The organism is Streptomyces iakyrus (genome assembly GCF_000717055.1).
GTDB classification, from domain to species: Bacteria; Actinomycetota; Actinomycetes; order Streptomycetales; family Streptomycetaceae; genus Streptomyces; species Streptomyces iakyrus.
In genome coordinates this window covers 36,544-56,669 of the sequence record NZ_JNXI01000037.1, presented here as the reverse complement: position 1 = coordinate 56,669, position 20,126 = coordinate 36,544, and the positions used below count along the sequence as shown (strand labels likewise).

22 protein-coding genes are annotated in these 20,126 nt (G+C 67.6%); 11 read left to right on the top strand and 11 right to left on the bottom strand.

From position 1 onward, the window contains the following. Positions 1-5 precede the first annotated feature (5 nt). Positions 6-1,346 (top strand): FHA domain-containing protein, encoded by a 1,341-nt coding sequence (locus tag OO68_RS38850; protein ID WP_033314188.1) that lies wholly within the window; start codon positions 6-8, stop codon positions 1,344-1,346. Positions 1,347-1,365: 19 nt separating this feature from the next. On the opposite strand, the gene OO68_RS38845 is transcribed toward OO68_RS38850, so the two are convergent. Beyond that, entirely contained in the window at positions 1,366-2,334 is a 969-nt protein-coding gene (locus OO68_RS38845; RefSeq protein WP_439332902.1) for a methyltransferase domain-containing protein, read from the bottom strand. Between the two features lie 50 nt (positions 2,335-2,384). On the opposite strand from OO68_RS38845, the gene OO68_RS38840 reads away from it, so the two are divergent. Then, positions 2,385-2,798: a globin gene (locus OO68_RS38840; protein ID WP_033314187.1), complete on the top strand. Its 414-nt coding sequence runs from the start codon at positions 2,385-2,387 to the stop codon at positions 2,796-2,798. An 18-nt stretch (positions 2,799-2,816) separates the two neighbouring features. Here OO68_RS38840 and OO68_RS38835 read toward each other — a convergent pair whose 3' ends face one another. From OO68_RS38835 to OO68_RS42785, 4 genes are all read right to left on the bottom strand, one after another. Beyond that, positions 2,817-3,485, bottom strand: a complete 669-nt coding sequence (locus OO68_RS38835; RefSeq protein WP_033314186.1) for a DUF8010 domain-containing protein — start codon at positions 3,483-3,485, stop codon at positions 2,817-2,819. After that, a complete protein-coding gene (locus OO68_RS38830) occupies positions 3,482-3,895 on the bottom strand; it encodes an acyl-CoA thioesterase (RefSeq protein ID WP_033314185.1) in 414 nt (137 codons plus the stop codon). Before OO68_RS38830 ends, OO68_RS38835 begins: the two co-directional genes overlap by 4 nt. A gap of 6 nt (positions 3,896-3,901) precedes the next feature. Next, positions 3,902-5,566 carry an energy-dependent translational throttle protein EttA gene (gene ettA, locus OO68_RS38825; protein ID WP_033314184.1) on the bottom strand — a complete coding sequence of 555 codons (1,665 nt, stop codon included), beginning with the start codon at positions 5,564-5,566 and terminating at the stop codon, positions 3,902-3,904. Between the two features lie 333 nt (positions 5,567-5,899). Further along, on the bottom strand, positions 5,900-6,628 hold the full coding sequence (locus OO68_RS42785; protein WP_245237395.1) for a GntR family transcriptional regulator: 729 nt from the start codon (positions 6,626-6,628) through the stop codon (positions 5,900-5,902). Between the two features lie 106 nt (positions 6,629-6,734). Here OO68_RS42785 and OO68_RS48105 point away from each other — a divergent pair, with 106 nt between their 5' ends. After that, on the top strand, positions 6,735-7,013 hold the full coding sequence (locus OO68_RS48105; protein WP_033314183.1) for a hypothetical protein: 279 nt from the start codon (positions 6,735-6,737) through the stop codon (positions 7,011-7,013). A gap of 589 nt (positions 7,014-7,602) precedes the next feature. Next, positions 7,603-7,899 (top strand): hypothetical protein, encoded by a 297-nt coding sequence (locus tag OO68_RS38810; RefSeq protein ID WP_033314182.1) that lies wholly within the window; start codon positions 7,603-7,605, stop codon positions 7,897-7,899. Between the two features lie 108 nt (positions 7,900-8,007). Here the strand turns inward: OO68_RS38810 and OO68_RS38805 are convergent, their stop codons facing one another. The 5 genes from OO68_RS38805 to OO68_RS38790 all read right to left on the bottom strand — a co-directional run bounded on the left by OO68_RS38805 (position 8,008) and on the right by OO68_RS38790 (position 13,946). Further along, positions 8,008-10,773, bottom strand: coding sequence for a tetratricopeptide repeat protein (locus OO68_RS38805; protein ID WP_245237392.1), 2,766 nt, complete (start codon positions 10,771-10,773; stop codon positions 8,008-8,010). Positions 10,774-10,850: 77 nt separating this feature from the next. Further along, positions 10,851-11,264, bottom strand: a complete 414-nt coding sequence (locus OO68_RS46605; RefSeq protein ID WP_157852820.1) for a hypothetical protein — start codon at positions 11,262-11,264, stop codon at positions 10,851-10,853. Positions 11,265-11,466: 202 nt separating this feature from the next. Next, positions 11,467-12,426 (bottom strand): hypothetical protein, encoded by a 960-nt coding sequence (locus OO68_RS46600; RefSeq protein ID WP_157852819.1) that lies wholly within the window; start codon positions 12,424-12,426, stop codon positions 11,467-11,469. A gap of 813 nt (positions 12,427-13,239) precedes the next feature. After that, complete coding sequence (locus tag OO68_RS38795; protein WP_033314180.1) at positions 13,240-13,563, bottom strand: helix-turn-helix domain-containing protein; 324 nt, start codon at positions 13,561-13,563, stop codon at positions 13,240-13,242. Between the two features lie 32 nt (positions 13,564-13,595). Further along, positions 13,596-13,946, bottom strand: a complete 351-nt coding sequence (locus OO68_RS38790) for a type II toxin-antitoxin system RelE/ParE family toxin (protein ID WP_078625757.1) — start codon at positions 13,944-13,946, stop codon at positions 13,596-13,598. 1,030 nt (positions 13,947-14,976) lie between these two features. Between OO68_RS38790 and OO68_RS38780 the strand changes: the two genes are divergently transcribed. Further along, complete coding sequence (locus OO68_RS38780; protein ID WP_078625756.1) at positions 14,977-15,771, top strand: GntR family transcriptional regulator; 795 nt, start codon at positions 14,977-14,979, stop codon at positions 15,769-15,771. On the opposite strand, the gene OO68_RS38775 is transcribed toward OO68_RS38780, so the two are convergent. Beyond that, positions 15,755-16,795 (bottom strand): NsdA family TPR-like regulatory protein, encoded by a 1,041-nt coding sequence (locus tag OO68_RS38775; protein WP_209442669.1) that lies wholly within the window; start codon positions 16,793-16,795, stop codon positions 15,755-15,757. The two genes, OO68_RS38780 and OO68_RS38775, sit on opposite strands and share 17 nt — an antisense overlap. A 429-nt stretch (positions 16,796-17,224) precedes the next feature. Here OO68_RS38775 and OO68_RS38770 point away from each other — a divergent pair, with 429 nt between their 5' ends. The 6 genes from OO68_RS38770 (at position 17,225) to OO68_RS45935 (ending at position 20,112) form a co-directional block, all read left to right on the top strand. After that, complete coding sequence (locus OO68_RS38770; protein WP_033314179.1) at positions 17,225-17,578, top strand: SCO3933 family regulatory protein; 354 nt, start codon at positions 17,225-17,227, stop codon at positions 17,576-17,578. Positions 17,579-17,580: 2 nt separating this feature from the next. Then, a complete protein-coding gene (locus OO68_RS38765; protein ID WP_033314178.1) occupies positions 17,581-18,786 on the top strand; it encodes an FtsK/SpoIIIE domain-containing protein in 1,206 nt (401 codons plus the stop codon). Positions 18,787-18,867: 81 nt separating this feature from the next. After that, positions 18,868-19,536: a DUF2637 domain-containing protein gene (locus OO68_RS38760; RefSeq protein ID WP_033314177.1), complete on the top strand. Its 669-nt coding sequence runs from the start codon at positions 18,868-18,870 to the stop codon at positions 19,534-19,536. A 19-nt stretch (positions 19,537-19,555) separates the two neighbouring features. Then, positions 19,556-19,750 (top strand): hypothetical protein, encoded by a 195-nt coding sequence (locus tag OO68_RS38755; protein WP_033314176.1) that lies wholly within the window; start codon positions 19,556-19,558, stop codon positions 19,748-19,750. A 1-nt stretch (position 19,751) separates the two neighbouring features. Beyond that, complete coding sequence (locus OO68_RS38750; RefSeq protein ID WP_033314175.1) at positions 19,752-19,943, top strand: mobile element transfer protein; 192 nt, start codon at positions 19,752-19,754, stop codon at positions 19,941-19,943. A 13-nt stretch (positions 19,944-19,956) separates the two neighbouring features. After that, positions 19,957-20,112: a hypothetical protein gene (locus OO68_RS45935; RefSeq protein WP_106974530.1), complete on the top strand. Its 156-nt coding sequence runs from the start codon at positions 19,957-19,959 to the stop codon at positions 20,110-20,112. Positions 20,113-20,126: the final 14 nt, after the last annotated feature.

Genomic DNA, 20,126 nt, shown 5'->3' with positions numbered 1-20,126 from the left:
CCGACATGCCGACCTGCCCGAACGGACACCAGTCGGGTTCCGACGACTGGTGCGAGGTCTGCGGTCACCGCATGGCGGGTGCCGTGCCTCCGCCTCCTCCCCCGCCGCCGCCCGGTGGCTACGGCTTCCCGCCCCCGCCCGGCCAGGGCGGCCCGCAGGGCCCCGGCGGCCAGCCCGGTGGACGCCCGCCGCACCTGTCCGCCGTACCGAACGCCGAGCCGGAGCTCTGCCCGCAGTGCCGCACGCCCCGTGAGGGCGGCGCCCCGTTCTGCGAAGAGTGCCGGTGGAACTTCCTTACGAACACGGCGACGTCGTACACCCCCGCGGCCCCGCCGCCCGGCCCCGGCGTGCGTTTCCAGCCACCGGGCCGGCAGGGCCCGCCCGGCCCGTCGTACGGCGGCGGTGACTCCTACGAGTACCAGGGCTCCCGCCCGTCGCAGGTGAACCGCCCGGCCGAGCCGATCCCGCCGTTCGGCGGCGACCCGTCCGGCCGCCCCGGCCCGGGTGGCCCCGGCGGCCCCGGTGGCCCTCAGGGCGGTGGCTACGGCTACCCGCAGCCCGGCGGTGCCCCGACCCCGCCCGGACCCGGCGGCCCGGGTGGCCCCGGTGGCTTCGGCGGCCCTCCCGGCCCGGGTGGTCCCGGTGGCCCGGGTGGTCCCGGTCCCGGAGGCCCGGGTGGCCCCGGTGCTCCGCAGGCCTTCCACCAGTCCGGCCCGCCGGCCCCGCCCGGATTCCCGCAGGAGACCCAGCGGCCCCCGCAGCAGGGCGGTCCGTCCTTCGGCGGCGGTGACGACGACTGGGTGATCTCCCCGCCGACGTCCGGCCCGGGCGGCCAGGGCGGCCCCCGCCAGGGCGGCTACGGCTACCCGCAGCCCGGTGCGACGCAGGCCCCGCCCGGACCCGGCGGCTTCCCGCAGCAGCCCCAGGCGCCGCAGGGACCGGCGACGTGGACCGCGACCATCGGCCCGGACCGCGACTACTTCATGGCGATGATGCAGCGCTCCGGCCCCGAGGCCGCGGGCCTGAACCTGCCCGCGTACTCGCCCGAGCAGCAGCGCACGCTCACCGGCAACCAGCTCACGATCGGCCGCCGCCGGCACTCCACCGGCGACACTCCCGACATCGACCTGTCGACGCCGCCGGAGGACCCGGGCGTCTCGCACCAGCACGCGGTGCTGGTGCAGCAGCCGGACGGCAGCTGGGCGGTCGTCGACCAGAACTCGACGAACGGCACGACGGTCAACGGCTCGGACGAGCCGATCCAGCCCTTCGTCCCCGTCCCGCTGCAGGACGGCGACCGGGTGCACGTGGGCGCCTGGACGACCATCACGATCCGCCGCGGCTGATCCCGGCCGCAGCGCGACGTCACGACGGGAGGGGCCAGGCATACGGCCCTTCCGGGTCGTCCAGCCAGGCCCACTGCCTCTCGCCGCTGACGGTGATGCCGTAGCGCTCGCGCTGCGGCCTGCCCTCCTGCTCCCACAACGCGTGCGCCTCCTGCGGGTCGAGGCTGTCGCGGGTCAGGGCCAGCAGGAAACGGAACAGGTCGTCCTCGCGCGCCCGGCGCGGCACCCCGCCCAGCTGGACCGGCTCGCCCCCGGGCCGGCCCGCGCCGCGCAGCGGCACGAAGTAGGCGGGCGTGTGCAGGAAGCGCCCCTCGGCGTGCCCGGCGTCCGTCACCGTCAGCATGATCAGGCCGGTGGCGAGCGGCATGAGGATCCGGCCGCCGGGGCGGCTCTGGGCGACCCAGGCGGGCGGGACGCCGCCCAGGGCGCAGGTGGCGATGATCCGGTCGAACGGGGCGCGCTCCGGCACGCCCCGGGCGCCGTCGCCGGTGACGACGACCGGGTGGTACCCGGCGGCTGCCAGGTGCCGGCGGGCCGACTCGGTGATCTCCGGGTCGAGGTCCACGGTGGTGACCTTGTCGTCGCCCAGCCGATGCGCCAGCAGCGCCGCGTTGTAGCCGGTGCCGGCGCCGATCTCCAGGACCGTGTGGCCCTCCGCGACGCCCAGCGCGGCCAGCATGTCCGCCATCAGGGACGGCTGGCTGCTGGAGGACAGCAGCTCGCCGTCGCGCAGCCGGGTGGCCAGCGGGGTGTCCTCGTAGGCGCCCCGCATCCACCGCTCGCGCGCCTCGGGGTCGGTGCTCTCGCCCCAGCGGCGTTCGTAGCCGCCCGCGACACCGACGTAGTAGTACGGCACGAAGAGGTGCCGGCCGGTGAGCGGGGCCTGGTGCGTGCAGCTGCAAGGCGGAGGAGGGCGTCGACGCGGAGCGTCGGCAACCGACGACAACGCGGCAGATGTGCGTGCCAGGCCCCGCGTCTGCGGCCTGATCCAAACGACAGGCCCTAGGTCTTGAGTCCTATGCCGTGGCGTCTGAGACCATGGAGCGCGTGAATGAGATTCGGCGCGGCACGCTTCAGGAGCAGACCTTCTACGAGCAGGTCGGCGGGGAGGAGACCTTCCGCCGGCTCGTCCACCGTTTCTACCAGGGAGTAGCCGAGGACCCGCTGCTGCGGCCCATGTACCCCGAGGAGGACCTGGGCCCGGCCGAGGACCGCTTCGCGCTGTTCCTCATGCAGTACTGGGGCGGCCCCACGACGTACAGCGAGAACCGCGGCCACCCGCGGCTGCGGATGCGGCACGCGCCCTTCGCGGTCGACCGCGCGGCGCACGACGCGTGGCTGAAGCACATGCGGGTCGCCGTCGAGGAGCTCGGGCTGTCCGAGGAACACGAGCACACGCTGTGGAACTACCTGACCTACGCGGCCGCCTCCATGATCAACACCGCGGGCTGACGGCCGTCGAGGCGCCGGTCAGCGCACGCTGACGTCCAGCGCCCCGAGCCCGGCACGTCGTACGGCGATGGACCCGTACGGCGTGCGCAGCCTCAGCCACGCGCCCGACGAGAACAGCCCGAGCGGCGCCCCGGGCCGCAGGAAGCCCAGGGACTGCGCCGCGTGCACGGCCCGCACGGGCAGCCGGGTGTCCCCGACCGTGCGGGACCAGATGTCTCGTCCGATCCGGTCGAGCTCGGCCCGCGTCCGCTGCTCCGAGGGCAACTCCTGCGTACGGCTGCGGAATTCGGCGACGACGGCGGCGACGAGGGACCGCAGGGCGTCCGGCTCCGGCAGCCCCGGCTCGCTGCGCCAGCCGCCACGGGGCGGCAGCACACCCGCCCACGGCGGCCCGGTGACCGCGCCCGGCACGACGACCGTGCCGGCCTTCTCGTCCACCGTCTCCAGGAACTCACCGGCGGACACGGTCACGTCCAGCGTGGCCTCCAGGCCCTTCTCGTACGGCTTCGCCAGCCGCACCGCCCGCACGGCGAGCACCTCGAAAGACGGGGGCCGTCCGAAGACGGCCAGTGCGGTGCCCGCGGCCTGCAGCCGCACCGCGGCCCCACGGTCGTAGTGGAGCAGCCTGGAGAGGAAGGCCGCGAGATCCGCAGCCTCCCCCTCGTCGGCGAGGTGGAGCGCCGTCATGCCGCGACGGCCTCCTCCTCGGCGTCATCCGTGTACTCGCTGAGGAACTCCCGTTCCTCGGCCGTGATCCGGCGCGGGCGCTGGGCCTCGAAGTCGAACGGCACGATCACCGTCGAGGCCCGCACGTAGACCTGGTCGCCGTCCTTCACCTCGTAGGTGAGGGTGAAGGAGGCGGCCCTGATCTCGGTGACCCACAGCTCGATGTCCACCGGATGGTGCCGGTGGACGAGCTGCCGCTTGTAGTCGATCTCATGGCGCGCCACCACGGACCCCTGCTTGAAGTCCTTCTCCGGGCGGAACAGGAAGTCGATACGGGCTTCCTCCAGGTAGCGGAGGAACACCACGTTGTTGACGTGGCCGTACGCGTCCATGTCCGCCCAGCGCAGCGGGCAGCGGTAGATGTGCCGCAAGATCGATCAGCCCCGGGTCAGCTTCTTGTAGGTGGCGCGGTGCGGACGGGCCGCGTCCGGGCCGAGCCGCTCGACCTTGTTCTTCTCGTACGACTCGAAGTTGCCCTCGAACCAGAACCACTTGGACTCGCCCTCGTAGGCGAGGATGTGCGTGGCGACGCGGTCCAGGAACCACCGGTCGTGGGAGACGACCACGGCGCAGCCGGGGAACTCCAGCAGCGCGTTCTCCAGGCTGGAGAGGGTCTCGACGTCGAGGTCGTTGGTCGGCTCGTCGAGGAGCAGCAGGTTGCCGCCCTGCTTGAGGGTGAGCGCCAGGTTCAGGCGGTTGCGCTCACCGCCGGAGAGCACGCCCGCCGGCTTCTGCTGGTCCGGCCCCTTGAACCCGAAGGCGGAGACGTAGGCGCGGGACGGCATCTCGACCTGGCCGACGTTGATGTAGTCGAGCTCGTCGCTGACGACGGCCCACAGCGTCTTCTTCGGGTCGATGTTCTCGCGGCTCTGATCGACGTAGGAGATCTTGACGGTGTCGCCGACCTTGATGGCGCCGGAGTCCGGCTCCTCGATGCCCTGGATCATCTTGAACAGGGTGGTCTTGCCGGCGCCGTTCGGGCCGATGATCCCGACGATGCCGTTGCGCGGGAGGGTGAAGCTGAGGTCGTCGATGAGCAGCTTCTCGCCGAAGCCCTTGGTGAGGTTGTTGACCTCGACGACGACGTTGCCCAGGCGCGGGCCCGGCGGGATCTGGATCTCCTCGAAGTCCAGCTTCCGCATCTTGTCGGCCTCGGCGGCCATCTCCTCGTAGCGCGCCAGACGCGCCTTGGACTTGGCCTGCCGCCCCTTGGCGTTGGACCGCACCCACTCCAGCTCTTCCTTGAGCCGCTTCTGCCGCTTGGCGTCCTTCTGCCCCTCGACCTTGAGGCGGGCGGCCTTGGTCTCCAGGTACTTGGAGTAGTTGCCCTCGTAGGGGTAGAGGCGACCGCGGTCGACCTCGCAGATCCACTGGGCGACGTTGTCCAGGAAGTACCGGTCGTGGGTGACCGCGACGACGGTGCCCGGGTACTTGGCCAGGTGCTGCTCCAGCCAGTTCACCGACTCGGCGTCGAGGTGGTTGGTGGGCTCGTCGAGCAGCAGCAGGTCGGGCTGCTCCAGCAGCAGCTTGCACAGCGCGACGCGGCGGCGCTCACCGCCGGACAGGTTGGTGACGGGCCAGTCGCCGGGCGGGCAGCCCAGGGCGTCCATGGCCTGCTCCAGCTGGGCGTCCAGGTCCCACGCGTTGGCGTGGTCGAGGTCCTCCTGGAGCTTGCCCATCTCCTCCATGAGCTCGTCGGTGTAGTCGGTCGCCATCTGCTCGGCGATCTCGTTGAACCGGTCGAGCTTGCCCTTGATCCCGGCGACGCCCTCCTGGACGTTCTCCAGGACGGTCTTGTCCTCGGTCAGCGGGGGCTCCTGGAGCAGGATGCCGACCGTGTAACCGGGCGTGAGGAAGGCGTCACCGTTGGACGGCTGCTCGATGCCGGCCATGATCTTCAGGATCGTCGACTTGCCGGCGCCGTTCGGGCCGACGACGCCGATCTTCGCCCCCGGCAGGAAGCTGGTCGTCACGTCGTCGAGGATCACCTTGTCGCCGTGCGCTTTGCGCGCCTTGCGCATGGTGTAAATGAACTCAGCCAAGAGAAACCGTCCGGCAGCTTGAAACTGGCAGTGGGCAGATACACCCCATCTTGCCGTACCGCCAGGGCTGGGTGGAAACGCGTATAGCAGCGCCGTCCTGACCTGGGTCTTTGTGGTGGACGGCTGAGACTCGCCTGTCACTGTCGGTCGCCGTTGGGTGGCCTCGGGCGCCCTCGGACGGCCCAGAGACGGCCCAGGGATGATCACTTGTGGGCAGCATGCGTGGGGTTGGGCCGCCGCCACGAGTGAGCGGCAGGGCTGACCGCCCTCACCCCTTGACGGGCGTGGACACGACCGAAGCACCGCAGCCCCCGGCCCTCGACAGGCCTGCGGCTACCGGTTGATCGGAATCTCGTAGACGATCTCGCAGTGAGCTGCGGGCACGACGATGTCCGCTGTCTCGACGGGGCGCCCGTCGTCGCTGTAGTACGTCCGCCGGATGTGCGTGACGAGGGCGGCCTTCTGGATGCCCAGAAGAGAGGCCTCCTCGGCGGTCGCCTGACGCGGCTCCGGCTGCTCCACCGCGTGGCTGACGTTGACGCCGATCGCTGTCATGCGGTTCACGACACCGGCCCCAGCGTGCGGGCCTCCCTCGGGGAGAACGACGAGAGTCCCTGCCGTGAGGTCGTACGGCTCCCAGCTCGTCGACAGCTGCACTGGCCTGCCGTCGGCCAGGAACTCGTATGCCGTCCTGACGCACAGATCGCCCTCGGCGATGCCCAACCGCGTAGCGATGTCTGCCGGGGCCGGCACCTTGGCGTCGGTCCTGCTCTCCCAGTCGCCTTGCTTGCCCAGAGCCTTCATATCGGCACGGAAGGGCGACTTCTCGGGCTGCTCGCGCGCAGACGACCGGACGACCCGCACCCGCACCCGGGGCTCGGCGACGTAGGTCCCTGATCCGGCGCGTCCTTCCAACACTCCCTGGGAGATCAGCAGCTCCTGGGCCCGGCGGACCACGTTCTCGCCCACGCCGCACTCCTGGCCAATCTGTGCGCGGGAGGGCAGCCGGTCCCCCGGCTGCCACGCGTGCTCCGCGATCCGCCGCCGGAGTTCGTCGGCGATGCGGAGGTAGGGCGGCTACTCAGACATATGGAAAATCTAGTCCACTAGCTCTAACCTAGTTAACTAGCTTCACTCAAAGTGATCGCCGGTTAACGGAGGCTGCCCTGTGCCCGCTTCGGGAGTCCGCGCGGCAGCCATCGCTGCCCGGCTGTCCGCCCTCGGGCTTCCCGCACGCGTGGAAGAGCACGACCGGCACACGTCGATCGAGGCGGAGGTACCGGAATCACTCACCGCCGACTTATGGCGGGAGGTCCTGGAAGCAGTGGCTGAGGCCGATCGGTTCGGGCTTCTCGCCACGAGCCTGAACGACCGCACCCTCTGGGCGGTCGTAAACAAAGCGGTCCCCACGACGGGCGACGTCGGGGGACCGAGCTATCAGCGATAGGAGCCGACCAGCGTGCTCAACCGTATCCGCCGTGCCGCCTCGCTTGCCGGAGAGCGGTACTTCCCCAAGGGCAGGCACCGCCGCCCCTTACGGCCGTCCCGGCCGACGCTTGCTCCCGCTTCCGCTGCATTCGCCGACGAGTCGACGGTCGTCCTGGGCCAGGCTCTCGACAGGGCGGGTCACTGGCAGCCACTCCGGGGTGAGGACACCGCACTTGTCCGTCCGTATGTACTGGCGCATGAAGAGCGCGCACGCCGACCCAGGGTCGTCCTCGCTCCCTATCTCCCAGCCGACGCCAGGTCGACCCTCCTGGGGGTTCAGTGATGCCATCACGGCGGCAAGCCCTTGGCTCGGAAGCCTCGGCCACCCCGTACCGCTCGACTGCGTGCCAGATCGGCACGCATCACGCCTGCGCGGAGTCGTCGCCGGAGTTGGCGCCGGTCGACCTTCCCTTGATTTATGAGGCTTGCGATTGCCTGTGCCACGCGGCGCCCGGCCGGCCTCAGCCCAGAGGTGACGCGGTGAGCGGGTCGGCATCGAGTGGCACGCTAGCGCTCAGCGCCGAGATCACCGAGAGGGGCACACGGGGATGACGGCACACGACGAACTGAGACTTCTCCCGTGGGCAGGGCCGGACGGCAAGCCGTGCTACTTGAGCACCGATGACCAAGGCGGCTACGTCTCCCGCCTGGCGGACCACATCGAGGCCTTCCAACTCGGGATGGCGTCCCAACTGCTGGAGCACTCGCATCAGGTACTCGACGACGAGACCGAGGACCCGGAGGAGCTGAACCTTCTCGCTGCCCAACTGACCAGTGCATTGCGAGACGTGCTGCGTGTAGCGACCAGCCGCGGACGCACGCCGGTTGCGCCTGGACACCCTTGAGGCCTGAGCGGCAGCGGTGTGCAATGCGACAGGGAGCCTCGGCAACGGTCCGGGGCTCCCTGTTCTCGTCCGGCGTGACTTGGTACGCCCTATCGCGGGGAGCCAGGGTCAGCCTTCGCCGAGTAGATGGGCCAGCCCGTCGCGCGCATCGAGCGTATCTGGATGGTCACAGCCCAGCAGGCGCTCACGGTCGGCGACTACCTTTTTCAGCAAGTCGACGGCCTGGCTGAGCCGCCCCGCCTGATGGTATGAAATGGCCAGATTGTTGCGTGCGGTCACCGTTTGGATGTGATTGTCACCCAGAATGCGTTCGCAGTCAGTGGCTACCTTCTCCTCGATCACTATGGCTTCGCTGATTCGCCCTGCTTGCCAATAGGAGGTGGCAAGGCTTCCTTGGTAGGACAGGATTTGAGGGTGGCCGCTGTCGAAGACCCGTTTGCTGTCGGCGACTACCCGTTCCAGGAGACTGGTGGCCTTGCTGGCTCGTCCGTCACGCCGGTAGGAAATGGCAAGGTTGGCCCGGGCGTTCAGAGTTTCGGGGTGATATTTACCCAGGACACGTTCGCTATCGGCGACAACCCTCTCCAATAGCTCAATGGAAGAGCTCGTCTGTCCTGCATGTCGGTAGGAGATGGCAAGGACTAGGCGGGCGTTCAGGGTGTCAAGGCGGTCCTCGCTCTGCAGCTGCTCGTGGAGGGCAACAGACTGTTCCAGCAGCTCGATGGCTTCACTGGTCCGGTCAGCATGCTGGTAATAGGAAGCGAGATCAGTACAAGCGGCCAGGGTATCAGGATGGTTGTTGCCCAGGATGCGTCCGTAGTCGGCGACAACACGCTCAGACAACTCGATAGCCTCGCGAATTCGGCCAGCATGTTGGTAGGAGTTGGCGAGCTTGGCGCAGGCGATCAAAGTACGAGGGTGGTTGGCGCCCAGGATGCCTGCGCTGCCTGAAACGACTTGCTCCAACAGCTCGATGGCTTCGCTGGTCCGCCCGGTCTCCTGGTAGGAGGCGGCAAGATTGATGCGAAAGGTCAGAGTGTCGGGGTGGTTGTTGCCCAGGATACGTGCGGTGTCTGAGACGACTTGCTCCAACAGCTCGATGGCTTCGCTGACCCGTCCGGCCTGTTGATAGCAGGCGGCGAGGTTTGCGCGGGAGAGAAGCGTCTTCGGATGGTCGTCGCCTGATATCTCCTCTCGGTCGGTGACGAGTTGCTTCAGTAGCTCGATGGCTTCGCTGGTCCGTCCGGCCTGCTGGTATGAGGCGGCGAAGTTATTCCGGGAGGTCAGGGTGTCGGGGTGGCCATTGCCCAGGATGCGTTCACTGTCGATGACCATGTTTCCCCAGTAGGCCAAGGCTGCACTGTCCAGGCGGGCCTTGAGTAGACTTCGGCCAGCGTAAAAAAGCACAGTATGGCAGCCACTCGTCCATAGCGTGTTGCGGGCGTGCGCGCTGAGTACATCGGTATTGGCGCGTAGCACGCCAGCTAGCTCATAATGCGTCTGGTCAGGGTCGGGCCACACGTCGACGAGAGCCTCAGCTGCCGCGACCGCAATCAGGCGACGCTGGTCGGCCGTAGCGGTTTCGCGTACCGCGCGGGCAGTGAGGGCATGGATCCGCACGGCCCGAAGTTCGTCGAGAGAGCCGTCGTATGCGATCAGTCCATACCGGTCCAGCAGCCTCAGTGCCGCACGCGCTTCGTCACCGGAGACGGGCTGCAACTCTGTCCGCCGCCAACGCCACATGACACGTCTCCTCGGCGAGTAAGTGAGACGACGCCCGGTGAGATAGGAAGCCAAGACGGAGGTGTCCCACATGGCAGCTGGATGTCCCTCGGGATCGAGGACGGCCGTGAGGTGAAGGGCGGCACGGGCCAGGGAGCCTAAAGGGCTTTGATCGGTGGCGTCGAGGGCAAGCAGCAGGGTGGTGGTGATTTGCCGGCCGTAGCGTTCGGTGTCCGCCCAGTGGGGAAAAAGATCGTCAAGGCGCGCGGAGCGTTCGGTGAACTGCTGGAGATAAGCACGGCAGGGGGCGCCCTCGCGGATCATATAGGCAGCGGCGTGCCCAAGGGCGAGAGGCAGGTACCCGAGGGCCTGTGCGAGAACGAGGACCTCGTCATCGACAAGGTGGGACCTACCCTCCTCGGTTAGGCGGGTGGTTAGGTAAGCGATGGCCTCTTCTGCCGTGTAGACGTCAACGTCGATCCGAGTCCGGCCGCCGCCCGTCAGTCGCGGGTCTTTCAGGCGGGTGGTAGCCAGTGCCCAGCCGGTGCCGCGGGGGCTGTCCGGCCACCAGGGCTCGATTGCATCCGGGTCGGTGATGTCATCCAGGACGACCAGCCATCGACGGTCGGTGGCGGCTAGCCAGCTGACGAAGGCGCGCGCATCCGCTTCGAGATCGCATCCAGTGCAGCCGGGCGCCTGAACTAGGAGTGCAGCTTGGGCGTAGACGGTGAGGAGCTGCTGAAGGTCGCTCGCTGGCGCCCAGAGCAGCAAATCGGTGCCAGCTTGGATGGCCTCGCGGGCGTAGGCTGCGGCCAGCTGCGACTTCCCGACTCCGCCTCCGCCGGACATCACCTGCACCGACGTTCGGATTCCCGCCGTCGACCGGGCCGTCTCAGCTGACTCTGTGTTGCCGCTGGCCAGGACAATGCTCTGGTTGCGCCCTCGGGCCGCGTCAATGGCATTGCGCAGGCCGTCGCGCGGCTGGAACGCCGACGCCAGTACCGGCACCCTTCCCACCACGACCGGCCATTGCACTGGCGTGTCAGCTCTGGTCACGAACTGTTTGTCGATATAAGTGACCCGGCTGTTGTCTCCCAGTGCTGAGCCCTTGATGTCCCGGCCTGCAGCCACACCGCCCGCACGCGCTGACACCGCAGACGATCCTCCAGTCGGCTCCGTGCCATCTTGAGGCGCTCTCGGCTTTCTACGTTGTGGACGGGGAAACAGGTTCATCGTTCGCTTCCCTCGCCCAGAGCACTGTCAGTGACGTCGCCGCCAGCCGCGATCCCGTCTCGCCGTGCGCGCACGTCGTCGCCATTGAGTGGTACAGGCGTGCTGGTGACTGGTGAGGTGGGCGGGCCGGTCACCTTGGAGTTTGTGCCCAGCGCGGAGCCGGTGATGTTGCCGCCGACGGCGATGCCACGACGGCCGGCCTGTACCCGTCGACCACCAGCGGCACTGCCACTACCGCTGCCGCCAGTGCGGAAGAGGGCAAGAACTGAAACCAGCAGCGCGGCCAGGCTAACGACCGCGCCGACCACACTTGCTGCCTGCCCGGCTGTGTCCAGATTTCCCAGCACAGCCAGCAGGGTCAGCCCGATAGCGGCCAGACCAGTAACTACCGCCGTCGCCCACACCGCCATGTGCGCTGCCCCCCTCAAGGTCATCAGCCCACCACCTTCGCATCACAGTCCGATCAGGCTTGTATCAACGGAACAGCGACGCCCCGTCAGTTCTTCCGCGACCGTAGCGGCACGATCATTACCCGATCCTCCAGTGAGCCAGACAGTGCCGCCGAGTTGGGTTCGTGGTTCTCACCTGGGACGCCTTCGAGAACCACCCCAGCTACGCCATGTCATCAAGTCGACGCTCACATGCCATTTGAATCATACGGAGGTCCTCGAGGCTAGGCTTTTGCACATCCTCCGTCGGAGGATCGGCGTCGATCGCGGCCATCACTTTTCCTTCCAGCTTCCCAATCGCATCTTTGGGCAGCACGAAAATGCCGTAGCGATGGAATCCCGTATCGATCCTGTTGGACATGAGACGACTAAGGCCGTCCCACGTGCGACGCGCAGTGGCGCGGATTTTGACCATTTCCTTTGGCTCTTCGGCCGTGCGGAGTTCCTCGAAATCTCGCATCAGAGATTGCACTGCGCAATGAATCTGGGTGCAGAGTTTTCGAACTCGACTATAGGTTTTTAATGAGGCCACCGTTACGCCGACAACTAGCGTCAAGCTGGCGCTGAATACTGGACCCCGCAGCTTTTCGTCCGTCATCATGTGACTAATGAACCAGATTAAGCCAATAATCGCACACCAATTTGTTGCCACTCTAAAGAAGGCCGCGCGGGCGATGCGCATGCGTAAGTGTTCAAGTGGGAAATCGTCCGGCTCTTGAGGCCCGGCCATAAAAGCATATATGACCCAAACGGCCACTAGGGGCAACCCGGCAGCAGCCTCGTTTTCTTGTGCGGCGTCGGGAATCTGCCACATAGCAAAGAAGAGTAGAAAAAGTGGAAGCAAGAACGCGGCGACGCCGCTAAAGCGACGCTTTGCCGTATCGCTGCTAGCCCGCCAGTGGGGTGCGACCAATTTTCGCCCGACTTTGGCAATGATGAAACCTGAGAGGAAAACGACTGGCCCCCACTGCCCGACTCGACCCGTGAGCGAGGTGAAAAATAGCAGCCAGGTGAAGAGGAATATCGCGCCTAATAACAGGATGCGGGCCACCCTGGGGAGCCGCTCGACGAGGCTGCTCAACTTTTCATCGGTCTGGTTAATCCAGTTGCGAAACGCTGACATGCGAGACTCCATCCACTGACGCTTACCGCTCTCGCCCCCACTCGAGACGCCCAGGAACTCAGCCGCGGTTGCAGTGTGGCGTCGTGAGGACGCGGTCGAGCCACCTTTCAGGGGCTACCGATAGCGGTCTCGCTGGTCAACGGGCCGGCTGAAGTCCACGGCTCTGACCAGTCCAGAGACCGGGCGCTGCTGTCGTTGCTAGTCAGTGCTGGCTGACTTCTGACGACCCCACATGGCGCTGAAACGTCACCAGTTGGGGAGATCGGGCATCCGGAGCCGGGCGTTCCCGGCTCGCTCTCCGCTGTTCCCCGAAGTTCTCACCGCCACTTGCTGTCCCATCGGTCATGTCGGGGGTCGGCTCACTCGCACATCCGGGCGGTAACCAGGGCGCGAGCGAAGACGTCCAGTCGCCTTGGGGCGGGAGGCCCTGCCCATGGCTGTCGTAACACCCGGGCGCATCCGACACCCAGGCTTCCAAGCAGCCGTCGCAGTGAACTCGAACAGGCAATGAGCTGACGATGCGGGCGGCGGAGCCTCAATGGCCGGGTCAATCCACTGCGACTGCGGTCGGCGCAGCAAGAGGCCCCGCCCCCGATACTGGGAACGGGCCTCTGTACCGCGCGGACCTGAGGGTTGAACGCCTGAACCCCCTCGATGCGAACTATGGGCACGAAGGTTGCTGAGGTCTCCCGACCTGGTCACGGGGATGGTAGTGGCTTCGAGCGGTCGCCTGCGGCTGCCACAGTTGCTGTACTTCCGTGCTGTACTGCTACAGCCCCGACGGGTCCGTCGGTCCATTGCTTCGCGTCAAGATCACACGTGGCTCAAGTCCCGCTGTTGCCCTCGGCTCTCCATCTTCACCTCTAGCGTCAGTCCTAGAGCTTCGGCGAGCTTCTCAAGCGTCGACAACGTGGGTTGTGTCCCGCCAGCCTCAAAGCGGGCCACGCTGGACTGGGTCATGCCCGCGTGTCGTCCGAGCTCTGCCTGAGACCACCCAAGCTCCTCACGCCGCTTACGGACTGCCTCGGCAAGCTCGAAACGAAGACGTGTGTGCTCGTAGGCCTCGCGCACGGCGGGCCGGTTGAAGCGTTCGCTGGACTTCAGATCAGCCAGGGTACGCCGCTGGGATGCACTCACGATCTCTTCCTCGTTCCTTGGTCGCTAGTTCCTTATTCCTCATCGTCCTCGGCCGTGTGACCTGCGGCGATGCAGTTCAACATGGCCTTCTTGGCGCGCTTCACCTCAGCCTGCTCGCGTTGACGCGTTTTGCGGAACACGGTCAGCATGATGATGCGGCGCTCGCCAGTTATGAAGTACGTGACTCGCACTCGTCGGCCACCACAGTAGAACCGCAGTTCTCGCAGTTTCCCCTCAAGCTGACTCGTGTATGGGTAGTCAAGCCCAACGCCTCGCTCTTCGAGCAAGTCCAGGTGGAAGAGGGCTTGAGCCCACTCCTCATCGGGCCGACCTTCCAGCCACTGCTCAACTTCAGGTTCTAGCTCAACCGTACCCCAAGCCATAGCATCCATGCTATACCACGCCGTCGTGGCTGACGCGGCCGTGAACAAGCGAGGCGCCTTAGCGAGGTCGGTGGAGTCTCGGCGGTTCGGCCAACCGGGCCGGACGGAAGGTCTAAGCCCTAGTTTGGAAGATCGCGTATGCGGATGGGCGCTGACCTGGCAAGACGGTGACCTGTGAGTTTCCCTGGTGGCTCGCCGACGGTCCCCGTTGTTCCCCGCCGCGAGCCGTCTGACCGGGCACGTGGGGGGCATGGTCAACGGCCCCCTTGCGATCAGCCTGGTCCGGCATCGGCGAACCTGAGATCATGCCGCGAGCACTGGTGTGGACGACCTGTCCATTTCCGTGGTGCTTTCGACCACAGACGCACCTGAGGAGAGGCTCTCGTGAAGAAGAATAGTATGACCACTGGCTTACCCCTCGTCATCGGCACCGTGATTGCCGCTGGCGTCCTCGTTCAGGACAACTACGGCGGCGCCGTCTTCGCCGTCGTGGCTGGTGCCGGCGCTTCGCTTGTCTTGCACTTCAGGTCTAGCCGCAACCAGGGGCGCGCTGAGTAGTTGCACTCGGGCTGCATGAAGCCCAGGACAAAGTACGAGGTCGGTGGAGCGGCTTTGGGCTGGAGCTGCCATGGGGCGAGTGATCATGGCCCCGTAAGCTTCCGGCGCGTCGGGCAGTCTGTGGACCTGCCCGTTGAAGCACGACGTTGGGGCCATGATCTTCGAGGCTCGCCCCATGGTGGCTGCCTAAAGCCGTGGAGCCGACCGCCCCAGCCACAGAGGGTTTCACCCATCTCATGCCCGCAGGCTCGCCAGCGCGCCGCCGGGCGCGGCCAGCCGGGGCGCAGACAGGAGGCAGGCCGCGCCGCAGAGGCGGCGCGCGCCCGCGCCGTGCGCGGGCACTTGATGAAGTAGGGAAAGTTGTACCGCGCTCTTGTTGATCACCGTGTCAGTCGGTGACTACTCACGTGAGTAGTCACACGGCTAGGCTTGTGTTGGCTACCCGACACGACGACAGGAGCGTGCTCACCGGATGGGACCGAAGTCGGAGCGGGTTTACCGCACGATTCGTGAGTGGATCGCTGAGGGCAGGTACTCGCCAGGTTCCAAGCTCCCGTCCGAGCGGACCTTGTCCGAGGAACTGGAGATCGGCCGAACGGCCCTGCGTCAGGTGTTGGCCAAGCTCGTTACTGAGGGCGTCGTCGAGGTGCACGGTCGAAGCTCGTACCGAGTGCCGGACCGATCCGTCACGACTGAGGCGCCGGCGGACGTCGAGCCATGGCAAATCCACGGTGAGCGGACGTTGTACGACAACCGATGGGTGAAGCTGAGCCTCGTTGATGTGGAGCCGCCCGGCGTCGAACGCTTCGAGCACCATGTCGTCAGGCTCCACCATGTGGCCATCGCCGCCGTCATTGACGACCAAGACCGGGTGCTCATGATGTGGCGGTACCGATTCGTCCCTGATGCCTTCGGCTGGGAACTGCCGGGCGGCATCGTCGACGAGGGGGAAGATTCCCTTCAGACCGCCTTGCGTGAGGTCGAGGAAGAGACCGGGTGGCGGCCGAACGGGCTGGAGCACGTGGTCACTTACCAGCCCATGGTCGGCATGGTCGACTCGCCTCACGACATCTTCGTCGGTGAGGGAGCGAAGCTCGTTGGGGAGCCGACCGATCTGGAAGAGGCGGGGCATATCGCGTGGGTTCCGCTGTCTGACATTCCGGGCCTGATGGCTCGTGGTGAGCTGATGGGGTCCGGCACGTTGGTCGCCCTCCTCCATGTGCTCACGTCACGCGGGTCCGGCGCGTCGCCTACAAGCGCTGCGTGAGCTGCTCTATCCGGCGCCTGTGACGTACTGACTTGGTCCGGCTCGCCATGAGTCGGGCTTGCCGCAGGTGCTTTTGGGCTTGGTCGTGCTCTCCGCGGGCCAGGTGGGCTTGGGCCAAGTCGCAGTGGAGCCCGGCCGATGCTCTGACGAACGTGGGGTCGGTCGTCTCCAGTGCGGCGTACAGGTTGTCCACGGCTTCGCCATCGCCTATCAGGGCGAGTGCGTTCCCGCGCCACCTGGTGAGGTGGCCTTCGTTCAGGAAGATGCTCAGCATGTCCGGATCGCGGGCTGCATCTCCTGCGGGAAGGTGACGCATCGCAAGGTCGAGGGCCCGTCGGCAGTCCTCTTGGAGTCCAGCGCGGGCGCAGATCTCCGCTTCGGCTGCGTGCAGCCACGCCTTGAGGCGCGGAGATATGCCCGGGCCTCCGAGACGCTGCGCTTCTCGAACCAGGTGCACCGCCATTTCCGGGCGCCCGGCGTCGCAGAGCACGTAGGCCTGCTCGGCGGTGGCGTGGGCGAGGTACATCGGTTCCTCGGCCTCCTGGGCGGCTCGCTTGCCCAGCTCGTAGTGACGCCAGGCTCGTTCGACGGCTCCGACGTCAAGCGCCTGCCAGGCCGCGAGGGTTGCCGCACCGGTCAGGGCCAGAGCGACCGGGCGTCGGGTCTCCGGGAGCACGGCGAAGGTAAGGGCGTCCTCCAGCCGCGTCAGGTGGGCGGTCATCTGGTCGACCAGGCTTGCGGCGCCCATCTGGCGGTCGATGGTCCGGAGCAGTTCAGTCTGGTCCATGAACGTCTTCACCATGGTCAGGCTGACGTTCCTTGCCTCGTCGATCCGGTCTATCAGCTCGTCGTAGCCGTCTGCCGTTGCGGGTGCCGGCGGCTGCGCTCCGCCCCCGAGTTCGGCGTCAGTGATGCCGAGGAGGGCCCGGAGGATCTTGGCGTAGTAGCTGGAGATCGTTCGTCGGCCGTTCTCCCACTCCGAGACGTACACTCGCAAACTCGCGGTTGAGGCGACGGTGAGCATGTGCTGACGCGCGTGGCGCTCGATCTCCCGCACCAGCTGCTCTTGTGACCAGGTCCGTGCCGTTCGTGCTGCCCTGAGTCCACTCATGCGCTACTGCCGTTCCTCCTGGGGTTGTTGAGCCGTAACAGCAGGATGCCTCACATCGGCGCAGGTAGGGAGGGGTTAACCGGTCGGGTGTTAACCCCTGTTGTCTACCGGGGCGTTGTCTGGCGCGCTTTCCTGGAACCGTCACAGCCAGGCGAGTTGAGGCACCGGGCTCGGGACAGCGCTTGACATCTGGTGCGCACCAGATGCAACCTTCTGGTGCGCACCAGTTGGTGGCGCGAAGCACTCCGCAGCTTTGCTGCGGCATTCCATCCACGTTCACAGGAGCGGCGACCCACCGCCAAGCAAGTACGCCGCTCCCGCCCCTCTCAAGGGAGTTCCATCATGCGTCAGATTCCCGTAGACACGTCCACCGCGACTGTGATGGTCGCTAAGGCTCCGCAGCCCAAGGTGCGCGACCGTCGTACCGGCGAGATCGCCACCGACGCCGACGGCGTCAAGCTGATGACCGTCGACGTGATGTTCGCCGCCAACGACGAAGTCGAGATCCTCTCCGTCGCCGTCCCGGAGCCCGGTATCTCCAGCGACCTGGCCATGGGCACCCCGGTCGCCCTGACGGGTCTGATCGCCCGGCCGTGGGAGAACGAGTTCAACGGCCAGAAGCGGCACGGCATCGCCTTCCGCGCGGTCGCCGTCACCTCGCTGGCCGCCACCGGCTCGGCATCCGAGGCGGCCTGATCATGACCTGGTTCATGATCGCTGTGGTTGTGGTCGTCGCCGCTGCGGGTCTCCTGCGGTGGCGGCGCCCCGCCTGGTACTGGCTGACCTTCGGGGTCCTCGTCGCCACGGTGCGGGTCCTGGTCCGGTACGCCTCGGTCATGGACGCCTGCGGCCTGACGGTCCCGCCCTCGCGCTGGCGCCTGGCTCTGGCACGGATGGCCAACCGGCCAGTGCCGGAGTCCCGCGCGCCGCGCATCCTGCGGCTTCGGCCCACCCGGACCGGTCTCGTCCTGCGGCTCAAGCTCCGGCCCGGACAGGACGCCTTCGACGTGGCGGCCTCCACTGACCGGCTGCGGCACTCCTTCGGGATCTACCGCGACTACCGCGCCGTCCCCCACGGCCTGACCCTCGGGGCCACGGAGTCCGGCAAGTCCGTCTACCAGCGCAACCTGGTCGCCGGACTCGCCCCGATGGACGTCGCCCTGGTCGGCATCGACTGCAAGCAAGGCGTCGAACTGTTTCCGCTCGCACGCCGGTTCTCCGCCCTGGCTGACAACCCCGACACCGCCCTGGAACTGCTCGAAGCCCTGGTGTCCCACATGGAGGAGGTCTACCAACTCATCCGGGCCGAGCAGCGCATCAGTGTCGCGGTGCCGGATGCGGAGATCGCCGCCGACATCTGGGACCTGCCCGACGACATCCGCCCCGTCCCGGTCGTGATCCTGGTCGACGAGGTCGCCGAACTCGCCCTGTACGCCAGCAAGGACGAGGAGAAGCGCCGGGACCGCATCATCACCGCCCTGGTCCGCCTCGCCCAGCTCGGCCGCGCCGCCGGGATCTACCTGGAGATCTGTGGACAGCGCTTCGGCTCCGAACTCGGCAAGGGCATCACCATGCTCCGCGCCCAGCTCACCGGCCGCACCGCACACCGCGTCAACGACGAGACCAGCGCCAATATGGCCTTCGGCGACATCTCACCGGACGCCGTCCTGGCCGCGATCCAGATCCCCGCCGAGACACGCGGCATCGCGATCGCCGGTGACTCCACGGGCGGCTGGCACCGCATCCGCGCCCCGCACACCTCGCTGCGCCAGGCCGTGAACATCTGCATCAAGTACGCCGACCGCACCCCCGACGTGCCCGCCCTGGCCGCCTACCGGCCCGCGGTCGCCGCGCTGCCCTCGGCCCGGGTTCCGCTATCCAAGACAGCCCCCGCCACCGCCTGACCTTCCCCACTTCATCGGTCGGCGCGACCGTTTCGCGCCAGGTCCCTACCCCCGCCATGCCACTCACCGGAAGGAGCCGTGATGGCCCGCCCCGCTCTCCGTATCGACGCCGTCCTGGTCCAGGCCGTCATCGCCGGGGCGCTGTCCTTCGCCCACCTCCACGACCTCGCCGCCGCTGCCGGACAGGACGGCTGGAAAGCCTGGGCCTACCCGATCAGCGTCGACCTGCTCCTGGTCGCTGCCTGGCGCCGACTCCGCTCCGAGGGGCCGTCCCGGCTCGCCTGGTGCTGGTTCGTGATCGCCCTGGTCGCCTCCCTCGGTGCCAACGTCGCCACCGCCGGACTCCTCGACCTCGAACACGTCCCGGCCTGGCTGCGCATCCTCGTCGCCGCCTGGCCCGCACTGGCCTTCATGGGCGGCACCCTCCTCGCCCACTCCGCCACCGACCGGGAGCCGGAACCGCCGGCACCCACGGCCCCGGCCACCGAACCGGACCCTGAGCCGGTTACCGAGCCCGAGCCCGAGTCGCTTCCGGCGGCCGACGACACCCCGGCGCTTCCCATCGCCGAGCCTGCCCCGGTCGCCGCTGCTCCGGGTGTGCCGGTCCCGGCCGCGCTGGTCGACCACGCCCGCAAGGTCGCCGACGATCACCGCACCCGCACCGGTACGCCAATCGACACCAACACCCTGCGCGCCCGCCTCGGTGTCCCGCCCCAGCTCGCCGACGCCATCGCCGCCCAACTCGCCTGACCTCGACGGGAGACACGCCGTGACCAGTGACCCGGCCGACCTGACCGCGGCCGACCACCTCGACGCCGCCCGCGAGATGGCCGCCGCGAACCGGCCCCTCCTCGCCCACCTGCTCGCCGAGGAAGCCGCCCGCCGCACCACCGACCCGGCCACCGCCGCCAGCATCCGCGCCGCCTTCCCCGACCCGGCCCTGACCCGAGAGGAGACCGACTGACATGCCCGCTCGTGACCACTTCCACTCCGTGATGCGGATCGGCCCGGTGCAGATCGGCACCCACCGCGACCGCAACGGCCGCACCAAGTACGCCGCCGTGTGCACCGCCGACCGCTGCGGCTGGTCCTCCGACTACGGAAGCCAGTCCGCCGCCCAGCTCGCCGCCCGCACCCACCGCTGCCGCGTCCGCTAGGAGACCGTCCGCCATGGAAGTACCGCTCTGGCTCGCCCTGCTCGTCGTCGGCTACCTCGGCGTCAAGCTCATCCGCCCGCCCGCCTGGCTCATCGCCGTCCTGCTGCTCGGCGGCTTCCTCCTCGCCGACAGCGTCCTTGCCCCCGCCATCGGCACCTTCATCAAGTAACCACCCCGGGAAGG

Excerpts from the sequence above, each read along its gene's own strand:
- OO68_RS38850 (WP_033314188.1), top strand. The coding sequence starts at position 6 with ATGCCGACCTGCCCGAACGGACACCAGTCGGGTTCCGACGACTGGTGC.
- OO68_RS38840 (WP_033314187.1), top strand. The coding sequence starts at position 2,385 with ATGGAGCGCGTGAATGAGATTCGGCGCGGCACGCTTCAGGAGCAGACC.
- OO68_RS38835 (WP_033314186.1), bottom strand. The coding sequence starts at position 3,485 with ATGACGGCGCTCCACCTCGCCGACGAGGGGGAGGCTGCGGATCTCGCG.
- OO68_RS38810 (WP_033314182.1), top strand. The coding sequence starts at position 7,603 with ATGACGGCACACGACGAACTGAGACTTCTCCCGTGGGCAGGGCCGGAC.
- OO68_RS46605 (WP_157852820.1), bottom strand. The coding sequence starts at position 11,264 with ATGGCGGTGTGGGCGACGGCGGTAGTTACTGGTCTGGCCGCTATCGGG.
- OO68_RS46600 (WP_157852819.1), bottom strand. The coding sequence starts at position 12,426 with ATGTCAGCGTTTCGCAACTGGATTAACCAGACCGATGAAAAGTTGAGC.
- OO68_RS38790 (WP_078625757.1), bottom strand. The coding sequence starts at position 13,946 with ATGGCTTGGGGTACGGTTGAGCTAGAACCTGAAGTTGAGCAGTGGCTG.
- OO68_RS38780 (WP_078625756.1), top strand. The coding sequence starts at position 14,977 with ATGGGACCGAAGTCGGAGCGGGTTTACCGCACGATTCGTGAGTGGATC.
- OO68_RS38775 (WP_209442669.1), bottom strand. The coding sequence starts at position 16,795 with ATGCTCACCGTCGCCTCAACCGCGAGTTTGCGAGTGTACGTCTCGGAG.
- OO68_RS38770 (WP_033314179.1), top strand. The coding sequence starts at position 17,225 with ATGCGTCAGATTCCCGTAGACACGTCCACCGCGACTGTGATGGTCGCT.
- OO68_RS38765 (WP_033314178.1), top strand. The coding sequence starts at position 17,581 with ATGACCTGGTTCATGATCGCTGTGGTTGTGGTCGTCGCCGCTGCGGGT.
- OO68_RS38760 (WP_033314177.1), top strand. The coding sequence starts at position 18,868 with ATGGCCCGCCCCGCTCTCCGTATCGACGCCGTCCTGGTCCAGGCCGTC.
- OO68_RS38750 (WP_033314175.1), top strand. The coding sequence starts at position 19,752 with ATGCCCGCTCGTGACCACTTCCACTCCGTGATGCGGATCGGCCCGGTG.
- OO68_RS45935 (WP_106974530.1), top strand. The coding sequence starts at position 19,957 with ATGGAAGTACCGCTCTGGCTCGCCCTGCTCGTCGTCGGCTACCTCGGC.